At 61.7% G+C, this 14148-nt stretch carries 11 protein-coding genes and 1 pseudogene; 7 read left to right on the top strand and 5 right to left on the bottom strand.

What is annotated here, in order from left to right:
* Positions 1-124: 124 nt before the first annotated feature.
* The 5 genes and pseudogenes from J1G33_RS11145 to J1G33_RS11125 form a co-directional block, all read right to left on the bottom strand.
* Entirely contained in the window at positions 125-1144 is a 1020-nt protein-coding gene (locus tag J1G33_RS11145; protein ID WP_005790346.1) for a quinone-dependent dihydroorotate dehydrogenase, read from the bottom strand.
* 80 nt (positions 1145-1224) lie between these two features.
* A complete protein-coding gene (locus J1G33_RS11140) occupies positions 1225-1686 on the bottom strand; it encodes a transglycosylase SLT domain-containing protein (protein ID WP_279309750.1) in 462 nt (153 codons plus the stop codon).
* Entirely contained in the window at positions 1679-2062 is a 384-nt protein-coding gene (locus J1G33_RS11135; protein WP_032879928.1) for a winged helix-turn-helix domain-containing protein, read from the bottom strand. The genes J1G33_RS11140 and J1G33_RS11135 overlap by 8 nt, the downstream gene beginning before the upstream one ends.
* A 165-nt stretch (positions 2063-2227) precedes the next feature.
* On the bottom strand, positions 2228-2443 hold the full coding sequence (locus tag J1G33_RS11130) for a FliM/FliN family flagellar motor switch protein (protein ID WP_005790352.1): 216 nt from the start codon (positions 2441-2443) through the stop codon (positions 2228-2230).
* A 153-nt stretch (positions 2444-2596) separates the two neighbouring features.
* Positions 2597-3346, bottom strand: a pseudogene (locus J1G33_RS11125) (secretin N-terminal domain-containing protein); the annotation flags it as partial.
* A 270-nt stretch (positions 3347-3616) separates the two neighbouring features.
* On the opposite strand from J1G33_RS11125, the gene J1G33_RS11120 reads away from it, so the two are divergent.
* From J1G33_RS11120 to J1G33_RS11090, 7 genes are all read left to right on the top strand, one after another.
* Positions 3617-4816 (top strand): CmpA/NrtA family ABC transporter substrate-binding protein, encoded by a 1200-nt coding sequence (locus tag J1G33_RS11120; protein WP_032879926.1) that lies wholly within the window; start codon positions 3617-3619, stop codon positions 4814-4816.
* Positions 4817-4829: 13 nt separating this feature from the next.
* On the top strand, positions 4830-5405 hold the full coding sequence (locus J1G33_RS11115) for an ANTAR domain-containing protein (RefSeq protein ID WP_005790358.1): 576 nt from the start codon (positions 4830-4832) through the stop codon (positions 5403-5405).
* Positions 5406-5550: 145 nt separating this feature from the next.
* On the top strand, positions 5551-6762 hold the full coding sequence (locus J1G33_RS11110; RefSeq protein ID WP_032879925.1) for a nitrate/nitrite transporter: 1212 nt from the start codon (positions 5551-5553) through the stop codon (positions 6760-6762).
* Positions 6762-8429 (top strand): bifunctional protein-serine/threonine kinase/phosphatase, encoded by a 1668-nt coding sequence (locus J1G33_RS11105; protein ID WP_223018097.1) that lies wholly within the window; start codon positions 6762-6764, stop codon positions 8427-8429. The genes J1G33_RS11110 and J1G33_RS11105 overlap by 1 nt, the downstream gene beginning before the upstream one ends.
* 233 nt (positions 8430-8662) lie before the next feature.
* On the top strand, positions 8663-11116 hold the full coding sequence (gene nirB, locus J1G33_RS11100; protein ID WP_032879922.1) for a nitrite reductase large subunit NirB: 2454 nt from the start codon (positions 8663-8665) through the stop codon (positions 11114-11116).
* Entirely contained in the window at positions 11113-11430 is a 318-nt protein-coding gene (gene nirD / locus J1G33_RS11095; RefSeq protein WP_005790365.1) for a nitrite reductase small subunit NirD, read from the top strand. The genes nirB and nirD overlap by 4 nt, the downstream gene beginning before the upstream one ends.
* The gene (locus J1G33_RS11090) at positions 11430-14138 is read left to right on the top strand and encodes a nitrate reductase (protein ID WP_223018096.1); all 2709 of its coding nucleotides are present in this window, start codon (positions 11430-11432) and stop codon (positions 14136-14138) included. Before nirD ends, J1G33_RS11090 begins: the two co-directional genes overlap by 1 nt.
* Positions 14139-14148 lie beyond the last annotated feature (10 nt).

Here is a 14148-nt window from a genome sequence, read left to right as displayed (position 1 = left end):
GGGGCATTTTATTCCGACACACATCTTTGAATGAGTAACGACTTAACCACGCGCGCCCCATCCGGGCGGCGGGCTTCGGCCCAGGGGCTCCTTTATGGAGCCCTTTTTATTGCCTGGCAGATTGTCAGCGCAGGGCAGCGATGGCATCCACCGACTCGCGAATCAACGCCGGCCCCTTATAGATAAAGCCGGAGTACAACTGCACCAGGCTGGCGCCAGCCGCGATCTTCTCGGCCGCGTGCTTGCCTTCGGTAATACCGCCCACCGCGATGATCGGCAAACGCCCGGCCAACTCGGCCGCCAGCACCTTGACGATATGGGTGCTCTTGTCCCGTACCGGCGCGCCGGACAGGCCGCCCGCCTCGTCGCCATGGGCCAGCCCCTCGACGCCCACGCGGCTGAGGGTGGTGTTGGTCGCAATCACTGCGTCCATGCCCGCATCCACCAGGGCCTGGGCCACCAGTACGGTTTCTTCATCGCTCATGTCCGGGGCGATCTTGATTGCCAGGGGTACGCGCTTGCCATGACGCACGGCCAAGTCTTCCTGACGCTGGCGCAAGGCTTCGAGCAGTTGTTTGAGGGAGTCACCGAATTGCAGGCTACGCAGGCCCGGGGTATTGGGCGAGCTGACGTTGACGGTGACGTAGCTGGCGTGGGCGTAAACCTTGTCCAGGCAGATCAGGTAATCGTCCACTGCACGCTCCACCGGCGTGTCAAAGTTCTTGCCGATATTGATCCCGAGGATGCCTGTGTATTTTGCCGCTTGAACCCGCGATAACAGGTGATCGACGCCGAGGTTGTTGAAACCCATGCGATTGATGATCGCCTCTGCGTCCGGCAGGCGGAAAATGCGTGGCTTGGGATTTCCCGGCTGTGGCCGTGGCGTCACGGTGCCGATTTCAACGAAGCCGAACCCCAACTGTGCAAACCCGTCGATGGCCGCGCCGTTTTTGTCCAGGCCGGCTGCCAGGCCGACCGGATTGGGAAAATCCAGGCCCATCACCGACACCGGCACTTTCGCCGCAGCCTTGCATACCAGGCCATTGAGCCCCAGGCGGCCACCGGCACCGATCAAGTCCAGGGACAGATCGTGGGAGGTTTCCGGGGAGAGTTTGAACAACAGCTGGCGGGCCAAGGTATACATGGGCGGGCTAGACTCGGATGGCGGCAAAAGGTGACGCGATTATAGCCGGGGTGGCGGGCCTCATGCGAGGCGTGCTGCGCTCATCGGCGCTGAGCAATCAACGCCTGATAACGCACCCAGATCCTTTCGGCGTAGCGCTGGCGCAACGCCTCACGCTGCGAGCCAGGGCCCGGTCCAACATTGTAGGAACCCACCGCCATCCAGTTGTAGCCGAAACGCTGAATAAACTCGGCCAGAATCGAGGCACCGACTTGCACCGACAAACAAGGTTCGCTCAACAACCGCTCCTCGGTAATGCCCTGTTTGAGCAAACGCGGCAGGTGGATGCTGTTGATCTGCATCAAGCCGATATCACGCGTGCCATTGCGGTTGGCGTAGTTGATCGCCTGCGCACGCGAACCCGATTCGACATCAGCGATAGCCTGCAACAGTTCCGGTTCGAGATCGTACCGGCTGGCCGCCTCGTCCCAGCAATAGGCCAGTACCTGGTGACTGCCCATCAGCCCACTGAGCAGCAGTACCACGCTCCAAACCTTAAGCATTGCTGGCCTGGCCACACACAGAGCACACATGCACGACACCCCGTGGTGGTTCCCCCACCCGCACCGGGCACGTAAAGCGATACCCCTTGCCATAAATCGTCTTGATAAACCCTTTGTCGGCCCTCAAATGTTTGCGCAGGGAATAGATACAGCGCGTCAGTGACTCATCGGCCACCTCTCCCCGGGGCCAGGCCAGCTCCAGCAGGCGATCCTTGGTCATCAGCGTGCCACCGGAGGCCAGCAACAATCGCAGCACATGCCACTCCTTGGGCGGCAACTGAATATCCGCATCGCCGCCCGTCAACCGGCCATCGCCATGCAAGGTCCAGCGAGCGAAGACCAGGGAGGTCGTCGATTCATCAATCACGACGGCCATACGCACCTCTGCTTTTTACTACTGACATTCACATCCTTAGTTTCCGTACCGGCTCACCTGCCAATGTCACGACTATAAAAAACCGGCCTACGGCTCGCGCTAGGACAAAGCCCATTCGGGCGCCCTTTTTTGGAAACTTTCGGTCAGACAATTCTCCTGACGCACTTATTGGGGTAGCCATTCCTGATACGTCTCCTGCAACTCAACGCCCAGCCGATCCTCCAGTTGCACCAGCTCACCCAACGCCATCAGTTGCCCATTGACCCGTACCTCCACACATCGAGTCGCCCCTGGATCCAGAGGCAGCACCTTCCCCGGTGCGAACGCAGCCAAACGCTTGCGGCTGATCAATTGCTCCTGCAGCAGTATTTCCAGGTGCATGGACAAACGCCTTTTTCATGGGGAAAACTCACGATCGGTGCGCAGGAACGCACGCTGCACACGCTCATGTTGTGCTGTGCTCAATTGCGCAGGCGCGGGAGGTGGCGGTAATGGGTCAGGGCCTGACGAAACGTCATCCTGGACCGTGGCGCTATCCAGCTCCGCCACCAGTTTTTCGATAAGACTCACCTGGGCAGGCTGGCCCTTGATCAACAAACTGTTGGTATCCGAATAGGCCACCAACACCAGGCTACCGTCTGCCAATTGGCCTTTCTGCTCAGGGGATAGCCGGGCTTCGATCATGGCAGCCATACCCGGTACGCGGACCTTATTGGCACCCTCTCCTTGCTGGCGGTCCTGAACAGCTGCATTGATCACCTGGACAACGCCGAATGCCGTTGCGCCTTCGGGCTGCTTGCGGCGTGGCTGGTCCATCAGGCTGGCCAGCCGCAAGACATGATCGACATAGCTCGGTGGCCCGTAAACGTAGAACGTACGTGCCCCGCTCTCACGCAATGGGTAGCGCGGCTCATCCAGCCCCGCACGCCGCATGATGCCGCGCAGCCGATTGACTGAGATATGCCGCAGCACGACCGCAGAACTACGCACCTCATCGGCGGTGTAGAGATGCACCACTTGCCCGCTGCGGTGCCAGATCAGGTCTTGCTGCCCAGCGAGGGTTTCCAGGACCCGTTGCGGCGCTGCAAAGTCGAAGGTTCCGCTGATGCGCCTGCGCGCCACCGCACGGCTGGTGACCACAGGCAGGCCCAATGGCCCCGACAGCGCGGTAAAGAAAGTATGCAAACTTTCATCCTGTGCCTGGTACGCCTGGCCCCAGGCTGCGCGGCTACCCAGCAACAGGGCGGCACACAGTAACCCGCAGTGCAGCCAGCGGCAGTTCATGGGGTTCGGGGAATCAGTGTGCACCGTGGGTATTCCTGGGCGATCTGGCCTGAAGAAGCGGCCATACTGCGAGGCGCAAGAGGTTCAATCATGATGGAAAGTTGACGGCAGACTGCACCACGCCCCCGTGGCATGTGCCTTGCTTCGCACTTTGTATCAGGCCCGCACCAAAGGCGGCGCGGGCCTACGGACAAAGGCGTCGTTACCCGGCAATGGCCTGTCACGCCAAGCCGGGAAACGACGCTTTTTTTTCAGAAAAGGCAGGTATTGATGAACGATCCGCTGGCTTGGGTAAACGGCAGCGATGCCCCGGAAAAGAGCAGCCTTGACCTGGGGTTCATGGCCCTGACCGATTGCGCTTCGCTGGTTGTCGCTGCCACCCAGGGCTTCGCCCAGCCCTACGGCCTCACACTGAACCTCAAGCGCCAATCATCCTGGGCCAACCTGCGTGACAAGCTGGTCAGTGGCGAGCTGGACGCCGCCCACGGGCTGTACGGGCTGATCTATGCCGTGCATCTGGGCATCGGCGGCGTTGCGCCTACCGACATGGCCGTACTGATGGGCCTCAACCAGAACGGCCAGAGCATCAACCTGTCCCACGGCCTGCAACACCAGGGAGTGGTCACTCCTGAAGCGCTGGAACGCCACGTGCACCAAAGCCGGACAAAACTGACCTTCGCCCAGACATTTCCCACGGGCACCCACGCCATGTGGTTGTATTACTGGCTGGCGAGCCAAGGCATTCATCCATTGCAGGATGTGAACAGCGTGGTGGTGCCCCCGCCGCAAATGGTGGCGCACCTGCAGGCCGGACGCATCGACGGTTTTTGTGTCGGCGAGCCTTGGAGTGCCAGTGCAGTGCAACATCATCAAGGCTTTACTCTGGCGACCACCCAGGCGATCTGGCCCAATCATCCGGAAAAGGTCCTGGGCTGCACCCAGGCGTTCGTCGACGCGTTTCCCAATACCGCCCGCCTATTGGTCATGGCGATCCTCGAGGCCAGCCGGTTTATCGAACAGAGCATTGAAAACCGCCGCTCCACCGCGCAGTTGCTCAGCGCTCGCGACTACCTCGACGCCCCGTTGGACTGCATCGAGCCGCGTCTGCTGGGTCATTACGAGGACGGCTTGGGTAACCAGTGGCAGGATCCCCATGCTTTGCGCTTTTTCGCCGGTGGCGAGGTGAATTTGCCCTACCTCAGCGACGGCATGTGGTTCATGACCCAGTTCCGGCGTTGGGGCTTGTTGCGTGAAGACCCTGACTACCTCGGCGTCGCCTGCCAGGTCCAGCAATTGGCACTGTATCGCCAGGCCGCCGATGCGCTGGGCCTCAGCGTTGGCGACGCGCCGATGCGCAGCAGTCAATTGATCGACGGCAAAATCTGGGACGGCTCCGACCCCGCCGGTTACGCCCGCAGCTTCCGCCTCAATGCCCTGGGCGATGACAACCACCGTCAAGCGCTGCGCTGACAGGAGCTCAATGATGCTACGAATCCTGTTGATCAATGACACCCCGCGCAAGGTCGGGCGCCTCAAGGCCGCCCTGACCGAAGCCGGCTTCGAGGTGATCGATGAATCCGGCCTGACCATCGACCTGCCCGCACGCGTCGAAACGGTGCGCCCGGACGTGATCCTGATCGATACCGAGTCACCCGGCCGCGATGTGATGGAGCAAGTGGTGTTGGTCAGCCGCGACCAGCCCCGGCCTATCGTGATGTTTACCGATGAGCATGACCCGAATGTGATGCGCCAGGCAATCAAGTCCGGCGTCAGTGCCTATATCGTCGAAGGTATTCAGGCCCAACGCCTGCAACCGATCCTTGATGTGGCCATGGCCCGCTTCGAGAGTGACCAGGCCCTGCGCGCGCAGTTGCAGGCCCGCGACCTGCAATTGGCCGAACGTAAACGCATCGAGTTGGCCAAGGGCCTGCTGATGAAAATGAAGAGTTGTAATGAAGAAGAGGCGTACACCCTGATGCGCCGTCAGGCCATGAGTCGCCAGCAGAAACTGATCCAGGTGGCAGAGCAGATTATTGCCATGAGCGAGTTGCTCGGCTGATCTGGCTCAGCTCTTGCTAAAGAATCCTCACAGGTAACCAACGGCGGTTGCCCCTCCACGACAAAGACGTCGCCCACCCGGTTTGCCCTCGCGAACCCGGTGGCGGCGTTTTTTCGTTTCAGACCCCCAACCGTTGAGGTGCGTGATGAAATCAAGCTTCTGGAAATCCGGGCACACCCCGACCCTGTTTGCCGCGTTCCTGTATTTCGACCTGAGTTTCATGGTCTGGTACCTGTTGGGCCCGCTGGCGGTGCAAATTGCCGCCGACCTGCACCTGACCACCCAGCAGCGCGGCCTGGTGGTGGCCACGCCGATCCTGGCGGGCGCGGTCCTGCGTTTTCTGATGGGCATGTTGGCCGACAAGCTGTCACCCAAGACCGCTGGGCTGATAGGCCAAGTGATTGTGATCGTGGCGCTGTTCTGCGCCTGGAAGCTGGGGATCCACAGTTACGAGCAAGCCTTGCTGCTGGGCGTGTTTCTGGGCATGGCCGGTGCCTCCTTTGCCGTGGCTCTGCCCCTGGCATCGCAGTGGTATCCCGCAGAGCACCAGGGCAAGGCCATGGGCATCGCCGGTGCCGGTAATTCCGGCACCGTATTTGCCGCCTTGCTGGCACCGGTGCTGGCGGCTGCGTTCGGCTGGAGCAATGTGTTCGGCTTTGCGCTGATTCCGCTGGTCCTTACCCTGATCGTATTCGCCTGGCTCGCACGCAACGCGCCACAACGTCCGAAAGCCAAGTCCATGGCCGACTACTTCAAGGCCCTGGGCGACCGCGACAGCTGGTGGTTCATGTTCTTCTACAGCGTGACCTTTGGTGGCTTCATCGGCCTGGCCAGCGCCCTGCCCGGCTACTTCAACGACCAATACGGCCTGAGCCCGGTGACCGCCGGTTACTACACCGCGGCCTGCGTGTTCGGTGGCAGCCTGATGCGCCCGCTGGGCGGCGCCCTGGCCGACCGTTTTGGCGGGATCAAGACCCTGCTCGGCATGTACAGCGTGGCGGTGATCTGTATTGCCGCAGTGGGTTTCAACCTGCCCAGCTCCTACGCGGCGCTGGCGCTTTTCGTCTGCACCATGCTCGGCCTGGGTGCCGGAAATGGCGCGGTATTCCAATTGGTGCCGCAGCGTTTTCGCACTGAGATCGGCGTAATGACCGGCTTGATCGGCATGGCCGGTGGCATCGGCGGCTTCGCCCTCGCCGCCGGCATGGGCGCGATCAAACAGAGCACCGGCAGTTACCAGTTGGCGCTGTGGTTGTTCGCCAGCCTCGGAGTGCTGGCCTGGTTTGGCCTGCATGGCGTCAAGCGCCGCTGGAGAACCACCTGGGGCTCGGCTGCGGTCACCGCTGCCCGCGTCTGATGAGCCTTCGACTGAGCGTCGCCCAGGCCAGCGCCATTGGCCCACGCAGTGAAAACCAGGACGCGCTGCGGGTGGTCACGCCCATGGCGGAACTGGCGGCGAGCAAAGGCTACCTGTGCGCACTGGCCGATGGCGTCAGCCAATGCGCCGACGGTGGCCTGGCCGCGCGCTCGACCTTGCAGGCGCTGGCGCTGGACTACTACGCCACGCCGCAGACCTGGGGGGTGGCCCAGGCGCTCGAACGTCTGTTGGTCGCGCAAAATCGCTGGCTGCAAGCCAACGGTGGTGGGCAACCGTTGCTCACCACCCTCAGCGCCCTGGTGTTTCGCGGCCAACGCTTCACGCTGGCCCATGTCGGTGATTGCCGTGCATATCGCTGGTTCGACGGCGAGTTGCAACGCCTCAGCGAAGACCATGTGTGGGAACAGCCGGGTATGCAGCACGTACTCAAACGCGCCCTTGGCCTGGATCAGCACCTGGTGCTGGACTTCCTCGACGGCCAATTGCGCGAGGGCGAATGTTTCCTCTTGCTCAGCGACGGGGTGTGGGCGACGTTGGGCGATCACAGCATCGGCGCGATTCTGCGTGAGCAAGACGACCTCGACCTGGCCGTCAGCACCCTGGTCAGCGCCGCCCACCTGGCCGGCAGCCAAGACAACGCCAGCGCCTTGCTGGTGCGCATCGACCAACTCGGCGCCGCCACCCTCGGCGACGCCTTGGTGCAGTTGCAGCAATGGCCAACGCCGCCGCCGCTGAAGGTTGGGCAGATCTTTGAAGGCTGGGAGGTGCAAAGCGTGCTCGCGCAGAGTCGGCAATCGTTGCTGTACCGCGTGCACGATGCGCAGCGGCAACCCTGGCTGCTCAAGACCTTGCCCTTGCGCCACGATGACACCGACGCCGCCCAAGCCTTGTTATCGGAGGAATGGTTTCTGCGCCGCGTCGCTGGCCGTGCCTTTCCGGAGGTGCATGCCGCCAGTGGTCGTCAGCATTTGTACTACGTGATGCGCGAATACCCCGGGCAGACCCTCGCCCAGCTGTTTCAACAACAAGGCCCGCTGCCGCTGGCGCAATGGCAGTCAATCGCCGAACGCTTGCTGCGCGCCGTGGGCCTGCTGCATCGCCGACAGATTCTGCACCGCGACATCAAGCCGGAAAACCTGCTGCTGGGCGATGACGGGGAACTGCGGGTGCTGGACTTTGGCCTGGCCTACTGCCCTGGCCTTTCTGAAGACCGTGCCCACTTACTGCCCGGCACCCCGAGTTTTATCGCGCCCGAAGCTTTCGCAGGCGAGCATCCTACTGCGCAACAGGATTTGTATAGTGTCGGTGTGACCTTGTATTACCTGCTGACTGGGCATTACCCCTACGGCGAAATCGAAGCCTTCCAACGCCCGCGTTTCAACCAGCCTGTCAGCGCCAGCCGCTATCGCCCCGACCTGCCGGATTGGTTGCCCCACAGCCTGGAGCGCGCCGTGGCCGCCCTGCCCGCACACCGCTATGAAACTGCCGAAGAATGGCTGCTGGTACTGGAACAGGCCGACCGCCGCGAACTGAGCGTGCGGCCACGGCCACTGCTGGAGCGCGAGCCGCTGAAGGTCTGGCAAACCCTGGCAGCGGCCTCACTGTTGATCAATCTGGTGCTGCTGTACTGGCTGCTGCACCACTAACGAGCAAAATCCACCTCTCTCCTGTTTAAACGCCCAATAAAACTGGGGGTATGCAACTTGGCACAGCTGCTGCATTAGGTCTTCCAACAACCCACATATAGCCGCCCCTTCAACGTCGAAGGGTCGAGCTTCCCGAGAGAACGGGACCAGGACAAAGGCGTCCTCGCTAGCTGACTAGCGGGGACGCCTTTTTTTGTTTGCGCATGATTTGTCGAGCCATTGCGGAGAACGACATGAAAAAACTCAAACTGGTGATGATCGGCAACGGCATGGCCGGGGTTCGCACCCTTGAAGAATTGCTCAAGCTGAGCAGCGAGCTGTACGACATCACCGTATTCGGCGCCGAGCCCCACACCAACTACAACCGCATCCTGCTGTCGCCGGTGCTGGCCGGTGAGCAAACCTTCGAAGAGATCGTGCTCAACGACCTCGACTGGTACCTGGATAACAACGTCAAGCTACTGCTCAACCGCAAGGTGGTGCAGATCGACCGGGTCAAGCGCAAAGTCATCGCCGAAGACGGCACCGAGGCCGAGTACGATCGCCTGCTGATCGCCACCGGTTCTACGCCGTTTATCCTGCCGATTCCCGGCAACACCTTGCAGGGCGTGATTGGCTACCGCGACATTGCCGATACCCAGGCGATGATCGACACCGCCAAGACCCACAAGCACGCGGTGGTGATCGGTGGTGGCCTGCTCGGCCTGGAAGCGGCCAACGGCCTGATGCTGCGCGGTATGCACGTGACGGTGGTGCATCTCGGTGAATGGCTGCTGGAACGCCAACTGGACAAGACCAGCGGCCAGTTGCTGCAAACCGAACTGGAAAGCCGTGGCCTGGTGTTTCGCCTGTGCGAGCAAACCCAGGCCTTGCATGATGCCGGTAATGGTCGCGTCGGCTCGGTGCAATTCAAAAATGGCGACATCATCCCCGCCGACCTGGTGGTGATGGCCGCCGGTATCCGCCCCAACACCGAACTGGCGGAGAAGTCCGGCATCCCCTGCAACCGTGGGATCCTGGTCAACGACACGATGCAAACCTACGACCCGCGCATCTACGCGATCGGCGAATGCGCCAGCCATCGCGGGATCGCCTATGGCCTGGTGGCGCCGCTGTTCGAACAAGCCAAGGTCTGCGCCAACCACTTGGCCCAACTGGGCTTTGCCACTTACAAAGGCTCGGTGACCTCGACCAAGCTGAAGGTGACCGGCATCGACCTCTTTTCTGCCGGCGACTTCATGGGCGGTGAAGGCACCGAGACCATCACCCTCTCCGACCCGATCGGCGGCGTATACAAGAAGCTGGTAATCAAGGACGACATCCTGGTCGGTGCGTGCCTGTACGGCGATACCGCGGATGGTGGTTGGTACTTCCGCCAGATCCGTGAGAACCATGCAATTGGCGAGATCCGCGATCACCTGATGTTCGGTGAGAACGCCTTGGGCGATGTGGGCCATCAAGGCCAGGACAAAGCCATGAGCATGGCCGACAGCGCCGAAGTCTGCGGCTGCAACGGCGTGTGCAAAGGCACCATCGTCAAGGCAATCCAGGAACAAGGGCTGTTCAGCGTCGATGAGGTGAAAAAACACACCAAGGCCGCCAGCTCCTGCGGTTCCTGTGCCGGGCTGGTTGAGCAGATCCTGATCAACACCGTGGGCGGCGCGGCTGACGTCAAACCCAAAAGCGAAAAGGCCATCTGTGGGTGCAGCGACCTTAATCACGGGCAGATCCGTCAGGCTATCCGCGAGCAGCACTTGCTGACTATCGACAGCACCATGCGCTACCTGAACTGGCGTACCCCCAATGGCTGCGCCACCTGCCGCCCCGCTCTCAACTACTACCTGATTTCAACCTGGCCGGGCGAGGCCAAGGACGACCCGCAATCACGACTGATCAACGAACGGGCCCACGCCAATATTCAGAAAGACGGCACCTACTCTGTAGTCCCACGGATGTGGGGCGGCGTGACCAATCCTTCGGAGCTGCGCCGCATCGCCGATGTGGCCGACAAGTACAACGTGCCGATGGTGAAAGTCACCGGCGGCCAGCGCATCGACTTGCTCGGCATCAAGAAGCAGGACTTGCCAGGGGTGTGGAAGGACCTGGACATGCCGTCCGGCCATGCCTACGGCAAATCCATCCGCACCGTGAAAACCTGCGTGGGCAGCGAGTTCTGCCGTTTCGGCACGCAGAATTCCACCCAACTGGGCATCGAACTGGAGCATGACCTGTTCAATATGTGGTCACCACACAAGGTCAAGCTGGCGGTGTCCGGTTGCCCACGCAACTGTTCGGAAGCGGGCATCAAGGACGTGGGAATTATCGGTGTCGACTCCGGTTGGGAGATGTATATCGGTGGCAACGGCGGCATCAAGACCGAAGTCGCGGAGTTTTTCGTCAAGCTCAAGACCGCCGATGAAGTGCGCGAATACAACGGCGCATTTCTGCAGCTGTACCGCGAAGAAGCGTTCTACCTGGAACGCACGGTGCACTACCTGCAACGGGTGGGCATGGAGCACATCAAGAAGGCCGTTCTGGAAGACCCGGCCCGCCGCCAGGCGCTCAATGAGCGTTTGCAGTTCTCGCTGTCATTCGAACAGGACCCGTGGAAGGAACGCCTGGAACAGCCGCTGCTGAAAAAGGAGTTCGACGTTATCCCGGTCAAACAACTGGAGGTGTCGCTATGAACTGGCTGGATATCTGCGCCCTTGATGAAATCAATACCCTGGGCTCGCGCATCATCAGTGGGCCCAAAGGCGACATCGCGATTTTTCGTACCAGTGACGACGAAGTCTTCGCCCTTGACGACCGTTGCCCGCACAAGGGCGGCCCGCTCTCCCAAGGCTTAATCTATGGCAAGCGCGTCGCCTGCCCGCTGCACAACTGGCAGATTGACCTGGCGTCCGGCGAAGCCCAGGCGCCGGATATCGGCTGCGCCCACCATCATCAGGCCCGGGTAGAAAACGGCCGGGTGATGCTGGCCCTGCGGGACGCGGGTTGATGAACCGCCAGACCACCGCGTCCACCTGCTGTTATTGCGGCGTGGGCTGCGGCGTGCTGATCGAGCATGACGGCGAGCAGATCCTGGGGGTACAAGGCGATCCGAGCCATCCGGCCAACTTCGGCAAATTGTGCAGCAAAGGCGCCAGCCTGCACCTGACCGGCGACGTGAGCGCACGCGCCCTGTATCCGGAGTTGCGCCTGGGCAAAGGTTTGGCCCGTACCCGTACCGACTGGGACACCGCCCTGGATCACGCCGCCAACGTGTTCGCCGAGACCATCGCCGAGCACGGCCCGGACAGCGTGGCGTTCTATATCTCGGGGCAACTATTGACCGAGGATTACTACAGCTTCAACAAGCTGGCCCGGGCGTTGGTAGGCACCAACAATATCGACAGCAATTCTCGGCTGTGCATGTCATCGGCGGTGGTCGGCTACAAACGCAGCCTGGGCGCCGATGCGCCGCCATGCAGTTATGAAGACCTGGAAAACAGCGACTGCGTGATGATCGTCGGCAGCAATATGGCCTACGCCCACCCGGTATTGTTCCGACGCCTGGAGCAGGCCAAGGCGCAGCGCCCGCAGATGAAAATGCTGGTGATTGATCCTCGGCGTACAGACACCTGCGATTTGGCTGATCTGCACCTGGCAATCTTGCCGGGGACGGACGTGGCGTTGTTTCACGGGATTTTGCATTTGCTGCTGTGGGAAGACTGGATTGATCGTGCGTTCATCCAGGCCCACACCGATGGCCTGGCCGAGCTCAAACGCCTGGTGCATGACTACACGCCGCAGATGGTCACGCAGTTGTGCGGGATCAGCGTCGAACAACTGCGCCTATGTGCGCAGTGGGTCGGCACATCCAGCAGCTTCTTGTCGCTATGGTGCATGGGCCTCAACCAATCCACTGCCGGCAGCGCAAAAAACAGCGCGTTGATCAACCTGCACTTGGCCACGGGCACCATTGGCAGGCCGGGGTGCGGGCCGTTTTCCCTGACCGGTCAACCGAATGCCATGGGCGGTCGCGAAACCGGCAGCCTGTCCAACCTGCTGCCGGGCCACCGCGAGGCGTCCAACCCGGCACATCGCGCTGAAGTGGCCACCTATTGGGGTGTGGAGCAACTGCCTGCACCCGATGGCCTTACCGCGATCGAACTGTTTGAACAGATGCAGGCAGGCAAGATCAAGGCCCTGTGGATCGCCTGCACCAACCCTGCACAATCCTTGCCCGACCAGAACGCCGTGCGTGCGGCCTTGGCGGCGTGCCCGTTCGTGGTGTTGCAGGAGGCTTTTCGCACCACCGAAACCGCCACTTATGCCGACCTGCTGTTGCCTGCCGCCAGTTGGGGCGAAAAAGACGGCACGGTCACCAACTCCGAGCGGCGTATTTCCCACGTACGCCGCGCCATCAGCCCACCGGGAGAGGCGCGGGCGGACTGGGCAATTACCGTAGATTTCGCACAGCGCCTGGAGCGTCGCCTACGGCCAGGGTTGCCCAGCCTGTTCGCCTTTGCACAGCCGGCGCAGCTGTTTGACGAGTTCAAGGGGCTCACTCAAGGGCGTGACCTCGACTTGTCCGGTATCAGCCATGGCCTGCTCGACCAACTCGGCCCGCAGCAATGGCCGTTTCCTACAGGCGCACAGGCAGGCACAGCGCGCCTGTATAGCGATGGCATCTTCCCCACCGACAATGGCCGGGCGCGGTTTGTGGCCGACCCTTACCGCGCGGCCAAGGAACAACGGGACGCGCGCTTCCCCCTGACCTTGATCACCGGCCGTCTGCGTGACCAGTGGCACGGTATGAGCCGCACCGGCACGGCCGCACAGTTGTTCGGGCATGTCAGTGAAGCGCTGTTGAGCCTGCACCCGGACGAGCTTCGCCGCCACCGCTTCCAGGAAGGTGACCTGGTCAGCCTGAAAAGCCGTCGCGGCAGCGTGATCGTCGCCGTCAGCAGCGATGACAGCGTACGGCCCGGCCAGGCATTTCTGCCGATGCATTGGGGCGACCGCTTTCTCAAGGGCGGCGTCAATGTGATCACCCAACCGGCGTTTGACCCACTGTCCAAACAGCCTGAACTCAAGCACAGCGGGGTGCGCCTGGAAGCCGTGCAACTGCCGTGGCAGCTGTTCGCGTTGATCGAGGGCAATGTGCAGCAGCATTTCGAAGCGCTGCGCCCGCTGTGTGAGGAATTTGGCTACGTCAGCCTGAGCCTGGCCGGCCGTGAACGCCCTGCGTTGCTGGTACGGGCAGCCCATACCGAGGCGCCGGACCTGCATTTGTTGACTCGGATTGACCACTTGCTGGGCCTGAACGACGGTCCGGTCATGGCCTACGACGACCCGCGCCGCTCGATCGGCAAGCGCGTGAAAATCGAAAAAGGCCGTATCACCGCCCTGCGCCTGGCCGGCGAAACCCTGGCCCGCCACTGGTTGCAAAGCCTGTGGCTGGAAGGCCGCGCCGACGAGCAACTGCGACGCTGGCTGTTGGCACCTTTAAGCGCGCCACCCGGTGCCGCAACGGCCAGCAACAAGATTGTGTGCAACTGCAAGAACGTCAGCGAAAACGCCGTGTGTGCGGGCGTTGGACGTGGCCTGGACCTGGATGGACTTAAACGGGAACTGGGTTGCGGCACCCAATGCGGCTCCTGCGTGCCGGAAATCAAACGTCTTTTGGCCAGCAAACCGCAGCCAATCGCCATCAGTGTGTAAGGGGAACAAC

It is taken from the genome of Pseudomonas sp. P867 (assembly GCF_019891455.1).
In the GTDB taxonomy this organism is placed as follows: domain Bacteria; phylum Pseudomonadota; class Gammaproteobacteria; order Pseudomonadales; family Pseudomonadaceae; genus Aquipseudomonas; species Aquipseudomonas synxantha_A.
This window is presented reverse-complemented; position numbering and strand designations above follow the sequence as displayed.

Bases quoted from the DNA above. Each gene is read 5' to 3' on its own strand.
- J1G33_RS11090 (WP_223018096.1), top strand. From the start codon at position 11,430: ATGAACCGCCAGACCACCGCGTCCACCTGCTGTTATTGCGGCGTGGGC.
- J1G33_RS11105 (WP_223018097.1), top strand. From the start codon at position 6,762: ATGAGCCTTCGACTGAGCGTCGCCCAGGCCAGCGCCATTGGCCCACGC.
- J1G33_RS11115 (WP_005790358.1), top strand. From the start codon at position 4,830: ATGCTACGAATCCTGTTGATCAATGACACCCCGCGCAAGGTCGGGCGC.
- J1G33_RS11120 (WP_032879926.1), top strand. From the start codon at position 3,617: ATGAACGATCCGCTGGCTTGGGTAAACGGCAGCGATGCCCCGGAAAAG.
- J1G33_RS11140 (WP_279309750.1), bottom strand. From the start codon at position 1,686: ATGCTTAAGGTTTGGAGCGTGGTACTGCTGCTCAGTGGGCTGATGGGC.
- J1G33_RS11145 (WP_005790346.1), bottom strand. From the start codon at position 1,144: ATGTATACCTTGGCCCGCCAGCTGTTGTTCAAACTCTCCCCGGAAACC.
- J1G33_RS11135 (WP_032879928.1), bottom strand. From the start codon at position 2,062: ATGGCCGTCGTGATTGATGAATCGACGACCTCCCTGGTCTTCGCTCGC.
- nirD (WP_005790365.1), top strand. From the start codon at position 11,113: ATGAACTGGCTGGATATCTGCGCCCTTGATGAAATCAATACCCTGGGC.
- nirB (WP_032879922.1), top strand. From the start codon at position 8,663: ATGAAAAAACTCAAACTGGTGATGATCGGCAACGGCATGGCCGGGGTT.
- J1G33_RS11130 (WP_005790352.1), bottom strand. From the start codon at position 2,443: ATGCACCTGGAAATACTGCTGCAGGAGCAATTGATCAGCCGCAAGCGT.
- J1G33_RS11110 (WP_032879925.1), top strand. From the start codon at position 5,551: ATGAAATCAAGCTTCTGGAAATCCGGGCACACCCCGACCCTGTTTGCC.